17 protein-coding genes are annotated in these 20375 nt (G+C 65.0%); 8 read left to right on the forward strand and 9 right to left on the reverse strand.

All coding sequences use genetic code 11. The features are described from left to right. Positions 1–268: 268 nt before the first annotated feature. A complete protein-coding gene (locus ACKI1H_RS19785; protein ID WP_138523810.1) occupies positions 269–2473 on the forward strand; it encodes a TonB-dependent siderophore receptor in 2205 nt (734 codons plus the stop codon). 57 nt (positions 2474–2530) lie between these two features. Here the strand turns inward: ACKI1H_RS19785 and ACKI1H_RS19790 are convergent, their stop codons facing one another. Then, positions 2531–3985, reverse strand: coding sequence for a sodium:solute symporter family protein (locus tag ACKI1H_RS19790; protein ID WP_138523812.1), 1455 nt, complete (start codon positions 3983–3985; stop codon positions 2531–2533). Between the two features lie 382 nt (positions 3986–4367). Between ACKI1H_RS19790 and ACKI1H_RS19795 the strand changes: the two genes are divergently transcribed. From ACKI1H_RS19795 to ACKI1H_RS19805, 3 genes are all read left to right on the forward strand, one after another. Next, positions 4368–4961: a DedA family protein gene (locus ACKI1H_RS19795; RefSeq protein WP_440466039.1), complete on the forward strand. Its 594-nt coding sequence runs from the start codon at positions 4368–4370 to the stop codon at positions 4959–4961. Between the two features lie 82 nt (positions 4962–5043). Beyond that, positions 5044–5925 carry a Dyp-type peroxidase gene (locus tag ACKI1H_RS19800; protein ID WP_440466040.1) on the forward strand — a complete coding sequence of 294 codons (882 nt, stop codon included), beginning with the start codon at positions 5044–5046 and terminating at the stop codon, positions 5923–5925. Positions 5926–6197: 272 nt separating this feature from the next. Continuing rightward, positions 6198–6617, forward strand: coding sequence for a cupin domain-containing protein (locus ACKI1H_RS19805; RefSeq protein ID WP_440466041.1), 420 nt, complete (start codon positions 6198–6200; stop codon positions 6615–6617). Between the two features lie 132 nt (positions 6618–6749). Here the strand turns inward: ACKI1H_RS19805 and ACKI1H_RS19810 are convergent, their stop codons facing one another. Next, positions 6750–8084, reverse strand: coding sequence for an MFS transporter (locus tag ACKI1H_RS19810; RefSeq protein ID WP_440466042.1), 1335 nt, complete (start codon positions 8082–8084; stop codon positions 6750–6752). A 536-nt stretch (positions 8085–8620) separates the two neighbouring features. On the opposite strand from ACKI1H_RS19810, the gene quiC reads away from it, so the two are divergent. Both quiC and ACKI1H_RS19820 read left to right on the forward strand, forming a co-directional pair. Further along, complete coding sequence (quiC, locus tag ACKI1H_RS19815) at positions 8621–10531, forward strand: 3-dehydroshikimate dehydratase QuiC (RefSeq protein WP_440466043.1); 1911 nt, start codon at positions 8621–8623, stop codon at positions 10529–10531. 100 nt (positions 10532–10631) lie between these two features. Continuing rightward, complete coding sequence (locus ACKI1H_RS19820) at positions 10632–11297, forward strand: TetR family transcriptional regulator (protein WP_440466044.1); 666 nt, start codon at positions 10632–10634, stop codon at positions 11295–11297. A gap of 63 nt (positions 11298–11360) precedes the next feature. Here the strand turns inward: ACKI1H_RS19820 and ACKI1H_RS19825 are convergent, their stop codons facing one another. From ACKI1H_RS19825 to ACKI1H_RS19850, 6 genes are all read right to left on the reverse strand, one after another. Continuing rightward, positions 11361–12209 carry a shikimate dehydrogenase gene (locus ACKI1H_RS19825; RefSeq protein ID WP_440466045.1) on the reverse strand — a complete coding sequence of 283 codons (849 nt, stop codon included), beginning with the start codon at positions 12207–12209 and terminating at the stop codon, positions 11361–11363. Continuing rightward, the gene (gene aroQ / locus ACKI1H_RS19830) at positions 12206–12655 is read right to left on the reverse strand and encodes a type II 3-dehydroquinate dehydratase (RefSeq protein WP_440466046.1); all 450 of its coding nucleotides are present in this window, start codon (positions 12653–12655) and stop codon (positions 12206–12208) included. Before aroQ ends, ACKI1H_RS19825 begins: the two co-directional genes overlap by 4 nt. A 407-nt stretch (positions 12656–13062) precedes the next feature. Then, entirely contained in the window at positions 13063–14469 is a 1407-nt protein-coding gene (gene lpdA / locus ACKI1H_RS19835) for a dihydrolipoyl dehydrogenase (protein ID WP_440466047.1), read from the reverse strand. A gap of 12 nt (positions 14470–14481) precedes the next feature. Further along, on the reverse strand, positions 14482–15765 hold the full coding sequence (locus tag ACKI1H_RS19840; protein ID WP_138523833.1) for a dihydrolipoamide acetyltransferase family protein: 1284 nt from the start codon (positions 15763–15765) through the stop codon (positions 14482–14484). Beyond that, positions 15766–16818: an alpha-ketoacid dehydrogenase subunit beta gene (locus ACKI1H_RS19845; protein WP_440466048.1), complete on the reverse strand. Its 1053-nt coding sequence runs from the start codon at positions 16816–16818 to the stop codon at positions 15766–15768. It lies immediately after the preceding gene. After that, positions 16815–18047 (reverse strand): 3-methyl-2-oxobutanoate dehydrogenase (2-methylpropanoyl-transferring) subunit alpha, encoded by a 1233-nt coding sequence (locus tag ACKI1H_RS19850; RefSeq protein ID WP_440466049.1) that lies wholly within the window; start codon positions 18045–18047, stop codon positions 16815–16817. Before ACKI1H_RS19850 ends, ACKI1H_RS19845 begins: the two co-directional genes overlap by 4 nt. Positions 18048–18319: 272 nt before the next feature. On the opposite strand from ACKI1H_RS19850, the gene ACKI1H_RS19855 reads away from it, so the two are divergent. Further along, complete coding sequence (locus ACKI1H_RS19855; RefSeq protein WP_024762520.1) at positions 18320–18781, forward strand: Lrp/AsnC family transcriptional regulator; 462 nt, start codon at positions 18320–18322, stop codon at positions 18779–18781. A 128-nt stretch (positions 18782–18909) separates the two neighbouring features. Here ACKI1H_RS19855 and ACKI1H_RS19860 read toward each other — a convergent pair whose 3' ends face one another. Beyond that, complete coding sequence (locus ACKI1H_RS19860; protein WP_440466050.1) at positions 18910–19872, reverse strand: GlxA family transcriptional regulator; 963 nt, start codon at positions 19870–19872, stop codon at positions 18910–18912. A 260-nt stretch (positions 19873–20132) separates the two neighbouring features. Between ACKI1H_RS19860 and ACKI1H_RS19865 the strand changes: the two genes are divergently transcribed. Further along, the gene (locus ACKI1H_RS19865; protein ID WP_440466051.1) at positions 20133–20375 is read left to right on the forward strand and encodes a DUF2790 domain-containing protein; all 243 of its coding nucleotides are present in this window, start codon (positions 20133–20135) and stop codon (positions 20373–20375) included.

A 20375-nucleotide genomic window follows, 5' to 3' on the forward strand; every position in this document is an offset into this window, starting at 1 on the left:
TAGGCAGGGATGCGCCGCCAGTCACATGTTCCGCGCGGATCAGGCGTCCAGGCGGATCAGTGCATCCAGCAAGCGGTAGGCGGCAGAGGCTGTCTGCTCCTGTCAACAACGCAAAGGGGCGTTTCGTAAATTTAGTAAATAATAGTGATTCGCATCTGCATATGGATACCCTCTATACGCCTGAGTCGACCTGATCGACCGGGGGAGTCCGCGAATACTGCGCCGCCGGGGAGGTCGACTTGCCCCTGCAGTTGCGTGGAGAGCACACATGGAGTCCCTATTCACCCCTAATCGCCTGGCGCTGGCCATGGTCCTGTCGTTTCAGCCGCTGGCCGTGATGGCCGCCGATGCCGAGATCCCCGGTGACGTCGTGGAATTCGGCGAAACCGTCGTCACCGCGGAGCAGGAGGCCAAGCAGGCGCTGGGCTCCTCGGTGATCACCGCCGAGGACATCGAGCGCCACCCGCCGGCCAACGACCTGTCGGAGATCATCCGGCGCCAGCCCGGCGTGAACCTGACCGGCAACAGCGCCAGTGGTGCCCGCGGCAACAACCGGCAGATCGACCTGCGCGGCATGGGCCCGGAAAACACCCTGATCCTCATCGACGGCAAGCCCTCCAGTTCGCGTAATGCCGTGCGCTATGGCTGGAACGGCGACCGCGATACCCGGGGCGATACCAACTGGGTACCGGCCGAGGCGGTGGAGCGAATCGAGATCCTTCGCGGTCCGGCAGCGGCGCGCTATGGATCCGGCGCCATGGGCGGGGTGGTGAACATCATTACCAAGCGCCCGAGCGAAGAGCTCAAGGGGCAGGTCAGCCTTTACACGCTGATGCCCGAGGACAAGGCCGAGGGCGCCAGCCAGCGCGCCAACTTCAACCTCAGCGGCGCCCTGGCGGACAACCTGACCTTCCGCACCTACGGCGGTCTGTCGAAGACCGATGCGGACGACCTCGACATCAACGCTGACCAGGCCAAGGCGGCGCTGCCGGCCGGTCGCGAGGGTGTGCGCAACAAGGACATCGACGGCCTGCTGAGCTGGCGGGTCAACGACGAACACACCCTGGAACTGAGCGCCGGCTATGGGCGCCAGGGCAACATCTATGCCGGCGACACCATGAACAGCAATGGCGGCGGCGACATCGACTACATCTCCAGCCTCTACGGCCACGAGACCAATGTCATCCAGCGCAGTACCTGGGACCTGACCCACCTCGGCCACTTCGACTGGGGCACCACCAAGAGCTCGCTGAACTATGAGTACGTGCGCAACTGGCGGATGAACGAAGGCCTGGCCGGCGGGCCGGAAGGCTCGATCAACGATACCGGCGCGGCCATGTCGCGGTTGCGCAATACCCGCGCCAGCAGCGAGGTGAACCTGCCGCTGGCCTGGGGCGAGACCCCGCACATGCTGACCCTTGGCGGTGAATACCTCTACGAGTCGCTCAACGACCAGGGCTCGTTCCGCCCGCAGAGCTTCGATCCGAGCAACGGCTCGGGCGATGCGATTGCCGGATTCGACCGCTCCGATTCGAAGATGACCGCCAGCAGCAACGCATTGTTCGTCGAGGACAACATCCAGTACGGCGACACCACCCTTACGCCCGGCCTGCGCTTCGACCACCACAACCAGTTCGGCGACAACTGGAGTCCGAGCTTGAACCTGGCGCACCAGATCACCGACGCGCTGAGCATCAAGGGCGGCATCGCTCGCGCCTACAAGACGCCGAACCTGTACCAGTCCAATCCCAACTACCTGCTGTACAGCCGCGGTAACGGCTGCAGCGTGAACCAGACCAACTCCGGTGGTTGCTACCTGGTGGGCAATGCCGACCTGAAGCCGGAAACCAGCATCAACAAGGAAATCGGCCTGCTCTACGACAAGGGCGACTGGCGCGTCAGCGGAACCTACTTCCGCAACGACTACAAGAACAAGATCATCGGTGGCACCGATGTGCTCTACACCATCAACAGCGGGCGCCGTGTCACCCAGTGGGTGAATGCCGACAAGGCGCTGGTAGAGGGTGTCGAGGGCAACTTCTTCGTCGAGCTGACGCCGACCCTGGACTGGAACACCAACCTCACGGTGATGATGAAGAACGACGATCGCGACACCGGCGAGCCGCTGAGCGTGATTCCCAAATACACGGTCAACACCACACTGGACTGGCAGGCCACCGACCAGCTGTCGTTCCAGCTGGCCGGCACCTACTACGGCAAGCAGGAGTCGCCCAGCTACAACTATCGCCTGCAGGAGGACTACGACGAGGCCGCACAACAGGATCTCGATCCCTATGGCCTCGTGGATGTCAGCGCCGGCTACGCCTTCACTCGGAACTACAAGGTGCGGGTGGGCGTGAACAACGTCTTCGACAAGCAGATCTATCGTGAAGGCAATGCCAGCAGCGCCGGCGCCAGTACCTACAATCAGCCGGGGCGGGCGCTGTTTGCAGCGGTGGATTTCACCTTCTGACGACGCCCATGAAAAAGCCCCGCATCAGGCGGGGCTTTTTCGTCTTTGCTCAGGCAATCAGTTGCTGGCAGCGGCGGCGGCCATGTCCGACACGCTTTCGCCACGGTGTGCGCTGAATTGCGGAGCCAGGGAGCCGGCGATCATGCCGATGGCGCTGCAGATCAGGCCCACCAGCTGCGGCGGCCAGAAGTCGCCTTCCTGGTGGCCCAGCTCCAGCGATACCCAGCCGATCAGGCCGCAGGCGATGGCGGTCAGGGCACCCTGGGTAGTGGCGCGCTTCCAGAACAGGCCGAAGAACAGCGGCACCACGGCGGCGACCAGGGTCACCTTGTAGGCGTTGCCAACCATCTCGTAGATGCTGGCGTTGGACAGCAGGGCGAACAGGCAGGTGGCGACGGTCATCGCCAGCACGCTGCAACGCATGGCCAGCAGGGCCTGGCGGTCATTCATGTTGGGCAGGAAGTGCTTGACGATGTTCTCGGTCAGGGTCACCGACGGGGCCAGCAGGGCACCGGAGGCGGAGGACATGATCGCCGAGAGCAGGGCGCCGAAGAACATGATCTGGGCGAACAGCGGGGTGCGTTCCAGGATCAGGCGCGGCAGGATCTGCTGGGAGTCTTCGGTCAGCCAGTGCTTGACCATCTCCGGCTCGATCATCTGCGCGGCGTAGATCAGGAAGATCGGCAGCATGCAGAAGACCAGGTAGCAGCAGGCACCGGTCATGGTGGCGCGCTTGGCGATCGTCTCGGTCTTGGCCGACATCACGCGGGCATACACGTCCTGCTGCGGGATGGAGCCGAACATCATGGTTACCGCGGCGCCGAGGAAGGCGACGATGTCCTTGGCCGAGGTGCCGTGCAGGAAGGTGAACTTGCCTTCGCTGGCGGCATGGCTGATCACGTTGACCGGGCCGCCGGCCATGTCGCCGATCAGCCAGACCAGGTAGAACAGGCCGCAGACGATGATGATCATCTGCAGGAAGTCAGTCAGCGCCACCGACCACATGCCACCGAACAGGGTGTGCAGCAGGACGATGATGGTGCCGATGATCATGCCCTGGGTGGTGGTGATGCCGCCGTCGGAGAGCACGCTGAAGACCACGCCCAGCGCGGTGATCTGTGCGGCGACCCAGCCCATGTAGGAAATGATGATCACCAGGCTGGTGAAGATTTCCACGTGCTGGCCGAAGCGCTTGCGGAAGAAGTCACCGATGGTGAGCAGGTTCAGACGGTACAGCGGGCGGGCGAAGACCACGCCGACCAGCATCAGGCAACCGAAGGAGCCGAAGGGGTCTTCGATGATTCCGGCGAAGCCTTCTTCGAGGAAGGTGGCCGGAATGCCCAGCACGGCTTCGGAGCCGAACCAGGTGGCGAACACCATGGTCACGACGAGGGGGAAGGACATGCTACGACCGGCGGCCGCGTAGTCCGAGGAGTTGTGCACGCGGGTGGTGGCGTAGAAACCGACAGCTACGGTGATCACCAGATACACCGCTACAAACCAGATCAGCATTTGTTCGTTCCGTTGGCTCGCCGGGAACCGTGCTGCCGAGACGAAACTCGGGCAGGTGGGCCACGACTGACAAAGTTGTTTTTGTTGTGTTGCGCGGCCGAGGTCATCCGGTGCACCAGGCAGTGGAGCCGGAAAAACGTAACCAGTTGCGACAACGGGCCGCAGTCTGCCAAATCCGTTAAATATGTCAAACACTTGAATCGCTCATGAGCGAAAAAAATTACATCCTTAGACGAATGGTGTAGCTAAAGGATTGATTTGATTGGTTGCTAACGATCTGGAGTGACCGTTTAGTCGATTATTTTTTACAGTCGATGTTCGATAAGCAGAACATCCGCCAAGCCGCTAGGCTCTTGGCACGGCACGCTTTCGAAGGACCCTCATGTTCGAGCATCTCGATCTGGCCCAACTGCTTTCCAGCTACGGCTATCCGGTGCTTTTCCTCGGTTGCCTGCTGGAGGGCGAGTCGATGCTGCTGTTGGCGGGCATCGCGGCGCATCAGGGGCTGCTGGGCTTCACGCCGGTGGTGGTGTGGGCGACGCTGGCGGGGACCCTGGGCGACCAGTTGCTGTTCTGGGCCGGCCGCCGCGCGGGCGACCGTGCCGTACCCTGGCTGCAACGACGCGGGCTGGCCATCGAGCGGGTCACCGCTCTGATCGAACGCTATCCGCATCTGTCGATCTTCGCGGTGCGCTTTCTCTACGGCATGCGGCTGGCCGGGCCACTGCTGATCGGCGCGAGCCGGGTAGGCCCGCTGCGCTTTCTGCTGATCAACCTGCTCGGTGCCTTCTGCTGGGCGCTGCTGTTCGCCAGCGCCGGCTATTGGGCCGGCCAGCTGCTGGAGCAGTGGCTGGGCAACCTGCGGCCTTACCGCCTGCCGGTGTTCGCCATGGTGGTGCTGGTGTTCGCCGGTCTGGCGTTGTGGCGCTACGTGCGGCATCGGCATAAGCGCAAGCTCGACACCTCCGCGAACTGATCGCCAAGTCCTTGATACAGAGCGGTTTGGATTCGTGCGCGGGGCGATTAGAATCGCCGCTCTTTCGTTCAAGGACGCTGTCATGAGCCTTCACCAGCCCGGCATTCTCGCCACCCCGGTTCCCGCCCACGCCCGCCACCTGTTCTTCGATCTGAAGTCGCTGCAGGACCTGCCTGCCGCGCTGGATCGCCTGCTGCAGTTCGCCGATGGCGAGCGCGCGGTGGTTGGCTTCGGTGAGTCGCTGGTGCGTGCGCTCGGCCGTCGTATCGAGGGGCTGCGCGAGTTCCCGGCGATCTCCGGGGTGGGCGTCGACAACCCTTCGACCCCGCATGCCCTGTGGGTCTGGCTGCGTGGCAACGAGCGCGGCGAGCTGCTGCTGCGTACCCAGGAAGTCCAGGCCCTGCTGGCCCCGGCTTTGGAGCTGACCAGCCTGACCGAAGCCTTCCGCCACGGCAGCGGCCACGACCTGACCGGCTACGAGGACGGTACCGAGAACCCGCAGGACGACGACGCCATCGCCGCCGCCATCGTCGAAGGTGAAACCGGGCGGGCCGGCGGCAGCTTCGCCGCGATCCAGCAATGGCGCCACCAGTTGCAGGACTTCGCCGCGCTGCCACAGCACGAGCGCGACGACATCATGGGCCGTCGCCTGAGCGACAACGAAGAACTGGACGACGCGCCGGAGTCCGCCCACGTCAAGCGCACCGCCCAGGAGAGCTTCGAGCCGGAAGCCTTCATCGTGCGCCGCTCCATGCCCTGGACCCAGGGCCAGGACGCCGGGCTGATGTTCCTCGCCTTCGGCTGCACCCTGGATGCCTTCGAAGTGCAACTGCGCCGCATGAGCGGGCTGGAGGACGGCATCACCGACGCGCTGTACCGCTTCAGCCGACCGCTGACCGGCGGCTACTACTGGTGCCCGCCGCGCAAGGATGGGTTGCTGGATTTGAGTGCATTGCTGGGCTGATCCTTTGCCGCACCTCGAAAGCCCCGCCAGCGTGCGGGGCTTTCTTTTTGGGCTGGTGCACCGGTTCGCGAGCAAGCTCGCTCCTACGAAGAGCAGACCGGCTTTACCGGTAGGACCGAGGGGGATGCCCAGTCCTTGCTCGCGAACCCGCATGGCACGAACCATCCGGTATCCACGAATGGCACCCCGATCTTCCGCGGAATTGGCTGTTGGTCCGCCACCTCGCGAGGCGTAGCGTGAATCCCACGACCTGACCACCCGAGGATTCCACCATGCTCGCATCCACGTCCCTGAAGTTCCTGTTCGCCGGCCTCGGCCTGGCCCTGAGCCTGCCCGTTTTCGCCCACGGCGACGCGGCCAATGCCGAGAAGATCGAGGTCCAGCAGGAACAGAAACTCCCCGACGCCGCTGGCAAGAAAGGCCTGATGATCACGGTGTCCTATGAGCCCGGGCAGGCCTCCGGCGCCCATGTGCACAGTGGCTCGGTGTTCGCCTACGTGCTCGAAGGCGCAGTGATCTCCCAGTTGGAAGGGCAGAAGCCGGTGACCTACCAGGCCGGCCAGTCCTGGTACGAGGCACCGAACACACCACACCTGGTGTCGCGTAATGCCAGCAACCAGAAGCCGGCCAAGCTGCTGGTGTGGATGCTGCTGGACGAGAACGCCCCGGTGCTGACGCCGCTGAAACAGTGAGCGCAATGAAGAGCCCCGCCAATTGGTGGGGTTGTTCGTAGCGGGACAGGTGTTATGCCGGCCTTGTGTCGTCCGTCACGCCGGCATCGGCGGATAACCTGTTCCAGGTTATGCGCCCTGCGCGAGTCGATCTCACGCCTGTGTGCCCGGCACCTTGCGGGGGGCCATGAAGAACATCCAGGCCAGCGCGAGGAAGTACATGGTCGGGATGATGGTGAAGAGGATCGCGTAGTTGTTGTGGGTGACGGTGAGGATGTAGCCGACGACCTGGGTCATGAACATGCCGCCAATCGCCGCGAACATGCCGCCAAACCCGAAGACCGTGCTCATCAGGTGCTTGGGCGTGTAGTCCATCACCAGGCTCCAGATGTTCGCCGTCCAGGCCTGGTGCGCACCCACGCCCAGGGCGATGGCGGCCACGGCGATCCACAGGCCGCTGGCCTTGGCGGCGAAGATCACGCCGATGATGGCGCAGGCGCAGATGAACATCGACAGCAGGCGTGCGTGGATGGAGTTCATGCCGCGGCCAATCAGCCACGACGACAGGATGCCGCCGCCGATGCTGCCGAAGTCGGCGGTCAACCAGATCAGCATCAGCGGGATGCCCATCTGGGTGACGCTGATGCCCAGGCCGTACTGCTGGTTGAGGAAGGGCGGCAGCCAGTAGAGGTAGAACCAGAACACCGGGGCGGTCAGCGAATAGGCCAGGGCGAAGGCCCAGGTGCCGCGCATGCGCAGTACGGCGGAGAAGGGCACGCGTTCGGCGGGCGGCTCGTCGGCGTCCTGGATGTAGTCCAGTTCACTCTGCTTCACCGTCGGGTGCTCTTCGGGGTTGAAGTACTTCAGGCTCCACAGCACCACCCAGACGAAGCCCAGCGCGCTCATGCACAGGAACGCCGCCTGCCAGCCCCAGACCGAGAGGATCAGCGGCAGCAGGGCGGGCGTAACCATGGCTCCGACGTTGGTGCCAGCGTTGAAGATGCCGGTCGCCACCGCACGTTCGCCGGCCGGGAACCACAGACGCGTGGTCTTTACGCAGGCCGGGTAGTTGGCCGCCTCGGTCAGGCCGAGGATAAAGCGGCAGACCATGAAGCCGGCTGCCGAAGTGGCCAGGCCGTGGGCGCCGGTGGCGAAGCTCCACAGCAGCACGGCGAAGAAGAACGCGCGCTTCACGCCGATGCGGTCGATCAGCCGGCCCTGCAGCACAAAGCCGATGGCGTAGCCTACCTGGAACCAGAAGTTGATGTTGGCGTAGTCCATGGCCGTCCAGGCCATCTTCTCGGCGAGGATCGGCTGCATCACGCCCAGGGCGGCGCGGTCGATGTAGTTCAGGGTAGTGGCGAAGAACACCAGGGCGAGCATGCCCCAGCGCACCTTGCCGACGGCCATGGCGCCACGCACCTTGCCGAAGAAGGAGGAACCGTGCGGAGCGACGGCGGCGAGGGGAGCGGATTGCGTATGGATCATGATCGGGGCCATCCGTTATCGGGCTGACGCGCAGCCTCAGGAATTATTGTCGTGCCGCAGGCGTTCCCCGTGCTCCACCGCCGATCGGCGTGGACTTGAGGAGGGGCATGCGGTGGCTGGCGAAAATCAGTGGGCGCGATGGCGGCCGAGCAGGCTGCATAACCCTGGCATCAGGCGGGCCAGGACGGTTTGCGGATGAGGGATGGAAGCAGCGAGGCGAGGGTGGGGGATGTACATGAGCATTTACCCGTTCTTGAAATTGTTATGGATGACACGCAGGCCATCTCGCAGCGGCTGTCGTTGTTCCAGGGATTGAGGCAGGTCCCCGGGCAGCCGGATTGCGTCGACGTGGCTAAATCTTGAGCAGCGACCGGAGGAGCGTCAATTCGATAAACGGCCTTTGGTTCGGTAATCGAACACAAAACTAACCAGTTAGTACACTTTAAATTGCTGCCGGCCGGGACCGCCAGAATAATCAGACGCAGCCGGAGACCGATTCCAACAAGCCCCTCACCCCGCCCGGCAGGAGTCCAGAGATGCAACGTTCGATCGCCACCGTTTCCTTGAGCGGAACCCTGCCGGACAAACTCGAAGCCATCGCTGCCGCCGGTTTCGACGGCGTGGAAATCTTCGAGAACGATCTCCTCTACTACGGCGGCAGCCCGCGCGACGTACGCCGGCTATGCGCGGATCTGGGGCTGGCGATCACCCTGTTCCAGCCGTTCCGCGACTTCGAGGGCTGCCGCCGCGACCGCCTGCCGCGCAACCTCGACCGCCTGGAACGCAAGTTCGACCTGATGCAGGAGCTGGGCACCGACCTGGTGCTGATGTGCAGCAACGTCGCCGCCGACTCCCTGGGCGAGCGCGACTTCCTCCTCGAGGATCTCGGCCTTGCTGCCGAGCGCGCCGGTACCCGTGGCCTGCGCGTGGGGTACGAGGCGCTGGCCTGGGGGCGCCACGTGAACACCTGGCAGCAAGTCTGGGACCTGGTGCGGGAGGTGAACCACCCGGCGCTGGGGGTGATCCTCGACAGCTTCCATACCCTCTCGCTGAAGGGCGACTCGGCCGGCATCGCGCAGATTCCGGGGGAGAAGATCTTCTTCGTGCAGATGGCCGACGCGCCGATCCTGGCCATGGACGTACTGGAGTGGAGCCGGCACTTTCGCAACTTCCCCGGGCAGGGCGAGTTCGACCTGCCGGGCTTCCTCGCGCCGATCCTGAAGAGCGGCTATCGCGGTCCGTTGTCGCTGGAAATCTTCAATGACGGCTTCCGCGCTGCGCCGCCGCGCGCCAACGCCGCCGACGGCCTGCGTTCGCTGCTGTACCTGGAGGAGAAAACCCGCGAGCGTCTGCTCGACCAAGGCGCCCCGCAGGAACAGCTTGGCTGCCTGTTCGCACCGCCGCCGGCCAGCCAGCTCGACGGCGTCGAGTTCCTTGAGTTCGCTGTCGACGAAGCGCTTGGCGCACGCCTGGGCAACTGGCTGGAGCGCCTGGGCTTCGCCCGTGCGGGCGAACACCGCTCCAAGGCGGTGAGCCTGCTGCGTCAGGGCGACATCAACATCGTACTGAATGCCGAGCCATATTCCTTCGGCCACAGCTTCTTCGAAGCCCACGGCCCGTCGCTGTGCGCCACCGCCTTGCGTGTGCGTGACGCCGCCAGTGCGCTGGAGCGTGCGCAGGACTACAAGGGACAACCGTATCGCGGGCTGGTCGGCCCCAACGAGCGGGAGATTCCCGCCGTGCGTGCTCCGGACGGTAGCCTGATCTACCTGGTCGAAGCGCGTGCCGCCGGGCAGACCATCTATGACGTCGACTTCCGTCTCGATCCCGAGGCCCAGCCCAGCGGCCAGCTGCAGCGCATCGACCACATGGCCATGGCGCTGCCGGCGGATGGGCTGGACAGCTGGGTGTTGTTCTACAAGGGCCTGTTCGACTTCGAGGCCGACGACGAAGTGGTGCTGCCCGACCCTTACGGTCTGGTGAAGAGCCGCGCCCTGCGCAGCGCCAACGGCAGCGTGCGGCTGCCGCTGAACATCTCGGAGAACCGCAACACGGCGATTTCCCATGCGTTGTCCAGTTATCGCGGCTCCGGCGTCCACCACATCGCCTTCGCCTGCGAGGACATCTTCGCCGAAGTCGCGCGGGCCAAGGATGCCGGCGTGCCACTGCTGGAAATCCCGCTCAATTACTACGACGACCTTGCGGCGCGCTTCGACTTCGATGACGAGTTCCTCAGCGAGTTGGCGTACTTCAACGTGCTCTACGACCGGGACGCCAACGGCGGCGAGCTGTTCCATGTGTACACCGAGCCGTTCGAGGAGCGCTTCTTCTTCGAAATCATCCAGCGTCGTGGCGGCTATGCGGGTTACGGCGCGGCCAACGTCGCCGTGCGCCTGGCGGCCATGGCCCAGGCGCGCAACGGCACCACGCGTCGACCGAAGGTCTGAGCCGCTGCGCTTTGCCTGAAAGGCGTAGGGGCGCGCATAATCCGCGCACCTCTTCACCATGAAGCAGTCGCCCCTGGCGCCTGCCTGACGATGCAAAGCCATGACCGACAGCGCCACCCAGCCGACTCCTGCTGAAACTGCCCGCCGGGGCCGCAAGAACAACCCGGAGAAGACCCGCGAGGACATCCTCCAGGCGGCCATCGTCGAGTTCGTCCAGCAGGGGCTGTCCGGGGCGCGAGTGGATGCCATCGCCGAGCGCATGAACACCTCGAAGCGGATGATCTACTACTACTTCGGCAGCAAGGAGCAGCTCTACCAGGCGGTGCTGGAGAAACTCTACGGCGACATTCGCGGCACCGAGCAGACCCTGCACCTGGCCGAGCTGGAGCCGCTGGAAGCCATGCGCCGGCTGGTGGACTTCACCTTCGACCACCACGACCGCAACGTCGACTTCGTGCGTATCGTCAGCATCGAGAACATCCACTACGGCCAGTTCGCCTCCGGCTCCGAGGCGATCCGTTCGATGAACAGCAACATCCTGCGTACCATCGAGGACATCCTCGTGCGCGGCGCCGCCAGCGGCGCGTTCCGCGATGGCCTGCAGGCCATCGACGTGCACATGCTGATCAGCGGGTTCTGTTTCTATCGGGTGTCCAACCGTCACACCGTCGGCTCGCTGTTCCAGGTCGAGCTGGAGGACTCGGCGATCAAGGCGCGGCACAAGGAGATGATCATCGAGGCGGTTTTACGGTACGTGCAGCCGTAACCGGATTCGGATCTGGAGCGAAGGTTGTTCGCGAGCAAGCTCGCTCCTACGCTCTTTGTAAACTCACATCTTGGCGAAATGCGCCAACATGCGTTCCGCATCCGCCGGCACGCCGCTGAACAGCTCGAACGCCTTCACCGCCTGGAACACCGCCATGTTGCCGCCATCCAGCGTGCGGCAGCCGAGGTGGCGGGCATGCCTCAGCAGCTCGGTCTCCAGCGGGAAGTAGATGATCTCGGCTACCCACAGGCCCGAGTGCAGCAACTCCAGCGGCAGGGGCGCGCCGGGGAGCTTGGCCATGCCCACGGGCGTGGTGTTGACCAGCCCGTCCGCTTCGGTGACTGCGCCGGCCAGGTCGTGACCGACCCGCGCGCGCTGTCCGCCGAAATGCGCGTTGAGGTTGTCCACCAGCGCCTGGGCGCGGGCCGAGTCCACTTCGAAGATCGTCAGCTGCCGCACACCTTCGCTGAGCAGCGCATGGGCCACGGCGGCACCCGCACCGCCGGCGCCCAGTTGCACCACACGCTCGCGCGCGGCATCGCCGAGGTTGCGCCGAAAGCCTTCGGCAAAGCCCAGGCAGTCGGTGTTGTGGCCGATCCGCTTGCCCTCGCGTAGTACCACGGTATTCACCGCGCCGATGCCGCGCGCCTCGTCGGACAGCTCGTGCAGCAGCGGAATCACCGCCTGCTTGCAGGGGAAGGTGATGTTCAGCCCGGTGTAGCCCATGCGTTCAGCGGCGGCGAGCAGGTCGGGCAGGGCGCCGGCATCCACGCCCAGGCTGTCCAGGTCGATGAGCCGATAGAGATAGCGCAGCCCCTGGGCGTCGCCTTCGCGCTCATGCAGGGCCGGGGTGCGCGAAGCCTGGATGCCGGCACCGATCAGCCCAGCCAGCACAGTGCGGTAGTCGTTCACGGCGCGTCTCCCTGCAACAGCTTGGCAAAGTGCTGGATGCCGGCGCGGTAGCCGTCGCTGCCCAGCCCGGCAATCACGCCCAAGGCGATGGCGGAGACGAACGAGTGATGCCGGAACTCCTCGCGCTTGTGCACGTTGGACAAGTGCACTTCGATCACCGGCAACTCCACGGCGGCCAGCGCATCGCGAATCGCCACCGACGTGTGGGTCCAGGCGGCGGGGTTGATCAGTATCCCGGCGCAGCGGCCACGCGCCTGGTGGATCCAGTCGATCAGCTGGCCTTCGTGGTTGGTCTGCTGAAACTCGATTTCCAGACCCAGTTCGGTGGCGGTGCGCTGGCAAAGCGCGGCAATGTCGTCGAGGGTTTCGTGGCCGTACGTAGCCGGTTCGCGGGTGCCGAGCAGGTTGAGGTTTGGCCCGTTGAGCACGAGCAGGGTTTGCGGCATGGAATTTGGCTCCGTTGTTCTTGTATGGCCTATGGGGCAGGCCTGTGGAGTCAAAATGTACCAAATGGTTAATTTGGTCAATGTTGATGGAGATTGGCAAGGTGTGCCGGTAAATACAGCGATCTTGGAGCTAAGCATGAAGAAAATCGGCGATCCGGTGGTTTCCCTTCCAAGGTCTCGAAAATAACCAAGCTCACTTGCTGGGCGGTGATCGACCAGACGTAGGGGGTACGACGTAACGGCAGACCTGTAGGAGCGAGCTTGCTCGCGAACGATCTCCGCAGTGGGACAACGGGTTCGCGAGCAAGGACTGGGCGTCCCCCTCGGTCCTACGAAAAGCCGGCCGGCAAAATAAGACCCGCCAATCGGCGGGTCAGGAGGGGGAAGCCCGTTGGAGAGAGCCGGCTTCAGACGTGCAAGGCATGCCCCAGCGCGCGCAGCGCAGCTTCCTGCACCGCTTCGCCGAGGGTCGGGTGGGCGTGGATGGTGCCGGCGATGTCTTCCAGGCAGGCAGCCATTTCCAGCGACTGTACGAACGCCGTGGACAGCTCCGAGACAGCCTTGCCCACGGCCTGCCAGCCAAGGATCAGGTGGTTGTCCTTGCGGGCCACCACACGGACGAATCCGTCACTGGATTCCAGGGTCATCGCACGGCCGTTGGCGGCAAACGGGAAGCTCGCGGTCAGCACTTCATGGCCGGCGGCCTGGGCCTGTTCCGGCGACAGCCCGACCACCACCACTTCCGGATCGGTGAAGCACACGGCTGGAATGGCCGTGGGGGTGAAGGCGCGACGCTTGCCGGCGATGATCTCCGCGACCATCTCACCCTGGGCCATGGCGCGGTGGGCCAGCATCGGCTCGCCGGCGATGTCGCCGATCGCCCACACGTCACGCATGGAGGTGCGGCACTGGTCGTCGATCTGCACGGCACGGCCGTTCATGTCCAGGCGCAGGGTGTCGAGGTTCCAGCCGGCGGTGTTGGGGTGGCGGCCGACCGCGACCAGCACCTGATCGGTTTCAATCACACGTTGCGAGCCGGCGCCGTCCTGCACGCGCAGGCCTTTGCCGTCCGGCTCCAGGCCCATCACGCTGTGGCCCAGGTACAGCTCGATGCCCAGCTTGCGCAGAGAATGGGCTACCGGCTTGGTCAGCTCCTCGTCATAGGTTGGCAGGATGCGTGGCTGCGCTTCCACCACCGTCACTTCCACGCCCAGCTTGCGGTACGCGGTACCCAGTTCCAGGCCGATGTAGCCGCCACCAACCACCGCCAGGCGCTTGGGCAGCGTCTTCGGTGCCAAGGCTTCGGTGGAGGAGATGACATTGCCGCCCACCGGCAGGAACGCTAGCTCCACGGACTTCGAGCCGGCCGCCAGCAGCAGGTGTTCGGTGTGGATGTGCTGGGTGCCGCCTTCGGCGAGATCGACCTCGACGGTCTTGCCGTCGACGATCTTCGCCCAACCGTTGACCACGGTGACGCCGTGCTTCTTCAGCAGTGCGGCGACGCCGGTGGTCAGGCGGTCGACGATGCCGTCCTTCCATTCCACGGTGCGCTGGATGTCGATGCTCGGCGCCTGCACGCTGATGCCCAGCGGCGACTTGCCGGCGAACTCGCGGGCTTTCAGGTATTCCTCGGCGGCGTGGATCAGTGCCTTGGACGGGATGCAGCCGATGTTCAGGCAGGTGCCGCCCAGGGCAGCACCTTCCACCAGCACGGTGCGGATGCCCAGCTGGCCGGCGCGGATCGCCGCGACGTAGCCGCCGGGGCCGCCACCGATCACCAGCAGGGTGGTTTCGAGAGTCTGGTTCTGCTTCACGAGTCGGCTCCGTCAGTCGATGAACAGGGTGGCGGGATGTTCGAGCAGGGCGCGCACGGCCTGGATGAAGGCCGCGGCATCCATGCCGTCGACCACCCGGTGATCGAAGGACGAGGACAGGTTCATCATCTTGCGCACGACGATCTGCCCGTTGATCACCATGGGGCGCTCGACCATGCGGTTGACCCCGACGATGGCGACTTCCGGGTAATTGATCACCGGCGTGCTGACGATGCCGCCCAGGGCGCCGAGGCTGCTGAGGGTGATGGTCGAGCCGGACAGCTCCTCGCGGCTGGCCTTGCCGTGGCGGGCGGCCTCGGCGAGGCGTGCCACCTCCGCGGAGTTGCCCCACAGGTCGCGGGATTCGGCGTTGCGCAGCACCGGCACCATCAGGCCGTTGTCGCTCTGGGTGGCGACACCCAGGTGCACGGCACCGTAGCGGGTGATCACGTCGGCGTCGTCGTCATAGCGCGCATTGAGTTGCGGGAAGTCACGCAGGGCAACGACCATGGCGCGAGCGATGAAGGGCAGCAGGGTGAGCTTGCCGCGCGCTGCGCTGTGCTTGGCGTTGAGGTGGACGCGCAGGTCTTCCAGGTCGGTGACGTCGATTTCCTCGACGTAGCTGAAGTGCGGAATGCGCCGCTTGGCCTCGGCCATCTTCTGCGCGATCTTGCGGCGCAGGCCGATCACCGGGATCTGGTGCTCATCGTGGCGTGCAGTGTAGCCCGAAGCGATGGTGGCGCCGCCATGCTCCAGGAAGTGTTCCAGGTCCTCGCGCAGGATGCGTCCGGCCGGGCCGCTGCCTTGGACGAACTGCAATTCAACGCCCAGGTCGCGGGCGCGTTGGCGGACCGCCGGCGAGGCCAGTGGTTTCTCGCCCGGCGCGCGACGGGGAGCCGGCGACGGAGCGGGGCGCGCGGCCGGGGCGACTGGCTTGCTCTCCACGCGCGGTGCTGGCTTGGGCGCATCGACGACCGGGGCCGGCTTGGCTTCCGGCTGGGCCGGGGCTTCCTCTTGGGCCTTGGGTTGCGCGGCTTCCTTGTGGTTGCCGTGGCCTTCCACTTCCAGGCGGATCAGCTCGCCGCCTACGGCCATCACCTGGCCCGGCACGCCGCCCAGGGCGATGATCTTGCCCGATACCGGCGAGGGGATTTCCACCGTGGCCTTGTCGGTCATGACTTCGGCGAGCAGTTGGTCCTCATGGACCTCGTCGCCGACCTGGACGTGCCACTCCACCAGCTCGACCTCGGCGATGCCTTCGCCGATGTCCGGCATCTTGATGACGTGAGTGCCCATTCAGACCTCCATGGCGCGCTTGAAGGCCGCGCCGACGCGGGCGGGGCCGGGGAAATAGTCCCATTCCTGGGCGTGCGGGTAGGGCGTGTCCCAGCCGGTGATGCGGGCAATCGGCGCTTCGAGGTGGTGGAAGCAGTTCTCCTGCACCAGCGACATCAGCTCGGCGCCGTAGCCGCAGGTGCGGGTGGCTTCGTGGACGATGACGCAGCGGCCAGTCTTCTTCACCGACTCGACGATGGTGTCCAGGTCCAGCGGCCAGAGGCTGCGCAGGTCGATGATCTCGGCGTCGATGCCGGTTTCCTCGGCGGCAGTCTGGGCCACGTAGACGGTGGTGCCGTAGGTCAGTACCGTCAGTTCCGAGCCGGGGCGGGCGATGGCGGCCTTGTCCAGCGGAACACTGTAGTAGCCCTCGGGAACCTGGCTGGCCGGGTGCTTGGACCATGGGGTCACCGGGCGGTCGTGGTGGCCGTCGAACGGGCCGTTATACAGGCGCTTGGGTTCGAGGAAGATCACCGGGTCGTCGTTCTCGATGCAGGCGATCAACAGGCCCTTGGCGTCGTACGGGTTGGACGGCATGACGGTGCGCAGGCCACAGACCTGGGTGAACATCGCTTCCGGGCTCTGGCTGTGGGTCTGCCCGCCGTAGATGCCACCGCCGCAAGGCATGCGCACCACCATCGGCACAGTGAAGTCGTTGACCGAGCGGTAGCGGATGCGCGCGGCTTCCGAGACCAGCTGGTCGGTGGCCGGGTAGACGTAGTCGGCGAACTGGATTTCCACCACCGGGCGCAGGCCATAGGCGCCCATGCCGACGGCGGCGCCGATGATGCCGCTCTCGGAGATCGGCGCATCGAATACCCGCGAGGTGCCGTACTTCTTCTGCAGGCCCTCGGTGCAGCGGAATACGCCGCCGAAGTAGCCGACGTCCTGGCCGAACACCACGACGTTGTCGTCGCGCTCGAGCATCACGTCCATGGCCGAGCGCAGCGCCTGGATCATGGTCATGCTGGTGACCGCCTGGGCGTTCTCGTGTTGCGGGTTCATGGCATTCATACCCCAAGCTCCTGGCGCTGCCGACGCAGGTGTTCCGGCAGGTCCTTGTAGACGTCGTCGAACAGGTTGGCGGCGCTGAACACGTGGCCGTCCACCAGCGAGCCGTGGCGCTCGGCCTCTTTCTGCGCGGCGATCACTTCGGCTTCCAGTTCCTTCTTCAGCGCTTCGTGCTGGTCGTCAGACCAGATGCCGAGGCCGATCAGGTGCTGCTTCAGGCGAGCGATGGGATCGCCGAGGGGGAAGTTGGTCCAGTCGTCGGCGGGGCGGTACTTGGACGGATCGTCCGAGGTGGAGTGCGGACCCGCGCGGTAGGTGACCCACTCGATCAGGCTGGGGCCGTGGCCACGGCGGGCGCGCTCGGCGGCCCATTGCGAGGCGGCATAGACAGCGAGGAAGTCATTGCCGTCCACCCGCAGCGAAGCGATGCCGCAACCCACGCCACGGTTGGCGAAGGTGGTGCCTTCACCGCCGGCGATGGCCTGGAAGGTGGAGATCGCCCACTGGTTGTTGACCACGTTGAGGATCACCGGCGCGCGGTAGACGTGGGCGAAGGTGAGGGCGGTGTGGAAGTCGGATTCGGCGGTGGCGCCGTCGCCGATCCAGGCGGACGAGATCTTGGTGTCGCCCTTGATCGCCGAGGCCATGCCCCAGCCGACGGCCTGGATGAACTGGGTGGCGAGGTTGCCGGAAATGGAGAAGAAGCCCTTCTCCCGGCTGGAGTACATGATCGGCAGCTGGCGGCCCTTGAGCGGGTCCTGCTCGTTGGAGAGCAGCTGGCAGATCATGTCTTTTAGCGGGTAGTCGCGGGTGATCAGGATGCCTTGCTGACGGTAGGTCGGAAAGGTCATGTCGCCGTCGCGCAACGCCATGGTGTGGGCGGTGGCAATGGCCTCCTCGCCCAGGCACTGCATGTAGAAGGACATCTTCTTCTGGCGCTGGGCGGTGAGCATGCGCGCGTCGAAGAGGCGCGTCTTGAGCATCAGGCGCATGCCGCGCAGCAACTGCTCGTGGCTCAGGTCCGGGGCCCAGGGGCCGACGGCGTTGCCGTCCTCGTCGAGCACGCGTACCAGGCTGAAGGCCAGGTCGGTGGTCCGCGCGGGTTCTACGTCGATGTCGGGTTTGCGCACTTCGCCGGCGGGCGACAGGTGCAGGTAGGAGAAGTCGGTCTTGCAGCCCGGACGCCCGGTGGGCTCGGGGACGTGCAGGCGAAGCGGAGCATAGTCGGTCATGGCGGGTCTCCAGTTGTGATCGTGGGTGTGGATCAGCAGACGGAAGAAGCCATGCCCGGCGGGCGCACCCGGCCGGGTAGGGCTACGGTGCGGGTGCCACGCGGGGTCGCGTGGCGGGGGGTGACATCACTCATGGTGAGGTCCTCGGTTGTTGTAGTTGTGGTTTCAGTATAGGTGTGACCGATTGGTTTTTTGCTCCAAATTGACTAGCTCAGAGCTTACGGATTAGTGTGTTTGCACTATAAAAACAGCGCTGAGTAGTACGACAGAAAATGGCTGATCTCGACCGCACCGACCTGAAAATCCTCCGCGCCCTGGCCGACGATGGCCGCCTCTCGTGGCGCGATCTGGCGCAGAACATCGGCCTGTCGCTGACCCCGACCTTGCGCCGGGTACGCCGCCTGGAAGAGGAGCACTACATCCAGGGGTATTTCGCCCGGCTCGACGAGGAGCGCCTTTCCGGTGGCATGAGCGTGTTCGTCTCGGTTTCCCTGGAAAAACAGACCGGCGACTACCTCGCCCGGTTCGAAGAACGCATCGTCCAGGCGCCGCAGGTGATGAGTTGCTTCCAGATGACCGGCGACGCCGACTACATGCTGCGGGTGGTGGTGAAGGACCTGTCGGCGTACCAGCTGTTCCTCACCAACACCCTGACGCAGATTCCCGGCGTGGCGGGGATCAAGTCGGCGTTCGCCCTGAAGTCGGTGATGCTGCGCTCGGCGCCACCGATCTGAGCCATAGCGGGGCTGTAGGATGAGTGGAGCGAAGCGATACCCATGCTGCTCATGCACCGATTTGATGGGTATCGCTGCGCTCCACGCCATCCTGCGCCGGGGCACTCCGGCCACTCTGGCGTGGCGGATCAACCGTCGCGACGGAATTGCTCCCGATACTGCGTCGGCGTCACCCCAAGGCGTTGGGTGAACACCAGCCGCATGCGTGCCGCGCTACCGAAGCCGCAGCGCCAGGCGATCACTTTCAAGGCGAGATCACCGCCTTCGAGCAGCCCTCGCGCGGCGTCGATGCGGGCGCGCTGGACGAACTCGGCCGGCGTTACGCCCGCCTCGCGGACAAACACACGGGCGAAGCTGCGCGGGCTCATCGCCACCTCGGTGGCCAGTTGCGGCACGCCCAGCGGCTGGTCGAGGTTCTCCTGCACATAGCGCTGGATGCGCGCCACCGGCGAGCCTTCATCGGCCGGCGCCTGCAGGAAGGGGCTGAACTGCGATTGCCCGCCCTGACGCTGTGCCACTACCAGCAGCCGTTTCGCGACCGACAGCGCCACCGCTGCGCCGTGGTCCTCGGCGACCAAGGCCAACGCCAGGTCGATGCCGGCGGTCACGCCCGCCGACGTCACCAGCGCTCCATCGCGGACATGGATGCGATCCGGCTCGACCTGTGCCTGCGGGAACAATTCCGCCAACCGACGCGCATCGCTCCAGTGGGTGGTCACGTGCTTGCCGTCGAGCAGTCCGGCATGTCCGAGCAGGAAGGCGCCGGTGCAGATCGAGCCGTAGCGCGGTGCCAGGGCGCAAGCGCTGCGCAGCCAGTCGAGCAGCTCGGATGCAGGCGACTCTTCCGGCAAGGTCGGCCCACCCGGCACCAGCAGGATATCGGCGGCGCCGTGGCCCTGTTCGAGGTTGAAGTCGGCACCGAGCAGTTGCCCGTTGGATGCGCGCAAAGGCAACGGCGGCGCAGCCAGGGTAATCACCTGGTAACCCTGGCCGGCGGGCACGAAGGCATTGGCCTCGGCGAACACGTCCAGCGGCCCGGAAACATCCAGCGCCTGCACGCCGGGGAACAGCAGCATGGCCACGCGCTTCATGGCGCCTCCCGATCCGATCGATGACGATCATTCTTGCGGGAGAGTGCGGTGGCTGCAAACGCTTCAGGGGTTCGAATGCTGCCAATCAGCTAACAGAGGGCGTGATAATCACAGGGCAGGAGGACTAACAAGGTGCCATTGTTGCGCGATCTGCAGAAATGCATTGTCGAAGTCGTGCTGTGTAGGAAAGGTCCCATCGGCTAAATTTATGGCAGTGGGCCACGATCGACGCGACCCGCGTGATCCCTGAGGTTCCTGTCATGAAATCCACCCTTTGCGCACTCTTCGCCATTCCCGCCTTGCTGCTGTCCTTCAGCGCTTTCGCCGACAACGCGGCGGTGTACCACTACGGCATGCCGCTGGACGTGGCCAAGGTGCTGAGCATCTCCCAACCCAACGAGCGCTGCGAAGTCAGCCAGGCCACCATGGTCTACCTGGACTCCCAGGGCCAGCAGCACACCGTCAAGTACCTGCGCCAGACCCCGCGCTGCAGCGACATCTGA

The organism is Pseudomonas sp. YH-1 (assembly GCF_051990045.1).
Taxonomy (GTDB): domain Bacteria; phylum Pseudomonadota; class Gammaproteobacteria; order Pseudomonadales; family Pseudomonadaceae; genus Pseudomonas; species Pseudomonas nicosulfuronedens.

Bases quoted from the DNA above. Each gene is read 5' to 3' on its own strand.
- ACKI1H_RS19785 (WP_138523810.1), top strand. From the start codon at position 269: ATGGAGTCCCTATTCACCCCTAATCGCCTGGCGCTGGCCATGGTCCTG.
- ACKI1H_RS19800 (WP_440466040.1), top strand. From the start codon at position 5,044: ATGAGCCTTCACCAGCCCGGCATTCTCGCCACCCCGGTTCCCGCCCAC.
- ACKI1H_RS19865 (WP_440466051.1), top strand. From the start codon at position 20,133: ATGAAATCCACCCTTTGCGCACTCTTCGCCATTCCCGCCTTGCTGCTG.
- ACKI1H_RS19805 (WP_440466041.1), top strand. From the start codon at position 6,198: ATGCTCGCATCCACGTCCCTGAAGTTCCTGTTCGCCGGCCTCGGCCTG.
- ACKI1H_RS19840 (WP_138523833.1), bottom strand. From the start codon at position 15,765: ATGGGCACTCACGTCATCAAGATGCCGGACATCGGCGAAGGCATCGCC.
- ACKI1H_RS19820 (WP_440466044.1), top strand. From the start codon at position 10,632: ATGACCGACAGCGCCACCCAGCCGACTCCTGCTGAAACTGCCCGCCGG.
- aroQ (WP_440466046.1), bottom strand. From the start codon at position 12,655: ATGCCGCAAACCCTGCTCGTGCTCAACGGGCCAAACCTCAACCTGCTC.
- ACKI1H_RS19810 (WP_440466042.1), bottom strand. From the start codon at position 8,084: ATGATCCATACGCAATCCGCTCCCCTCGCCGCCGTCGCTCCGCACGGT.
- ACKI1H_RS19845 (WP_440466048.1), bottom strand. From the start codon at position 16,818: ATGAATGCCATGAACCCGCAACACGAGAACGCCCAGGCGGTCACCAGC.
- quiC (WP_440466043.1), top strand. From the start codon at position 8,621: ATGCAACGTTCGATCGCCACCGTTTCCTTGAGCGGAACCCTGCCGGAC.
- ACKI1H_RS19850 (WP_440466049.1), bottom strand. From the start codon at position 18,047: ATGACCGACTATGCTCCGCTTCGCCTGCACGTCCCCGAGCCCACCGGG.
- ACKI1H_RS19795 (WP_440466039.1), top strand. From the start codon at position 4,368: ATGTTCGAGCATCTCGATCTGGCCCAACTGCTTTCCAGCTACGGCTAT.
- ACKI1H_RS19790 (WP_138523812.1), bottom strand. From the start codon at position 3,985: ATGCTGATCTGGTTTGTAGCGGTGTATCTGGTGATCACCGTAGCTGTC.
- ACKI1H_RS19855 (WP_024762520.1), top strand. From the start codon at position 18,320: ATGGCTGATCTCGACCGCACCGACCTGAAAATCCTCCGCGCCCTGGCC.
- ACKI1H_RS19860 (WP_440466050.1), bottom strand. From the start codon at position 19,872: ATGAAGCGCGTGGCCATGCTGCTGTTCCCCGGCGTGCAGGCGCTGGAT.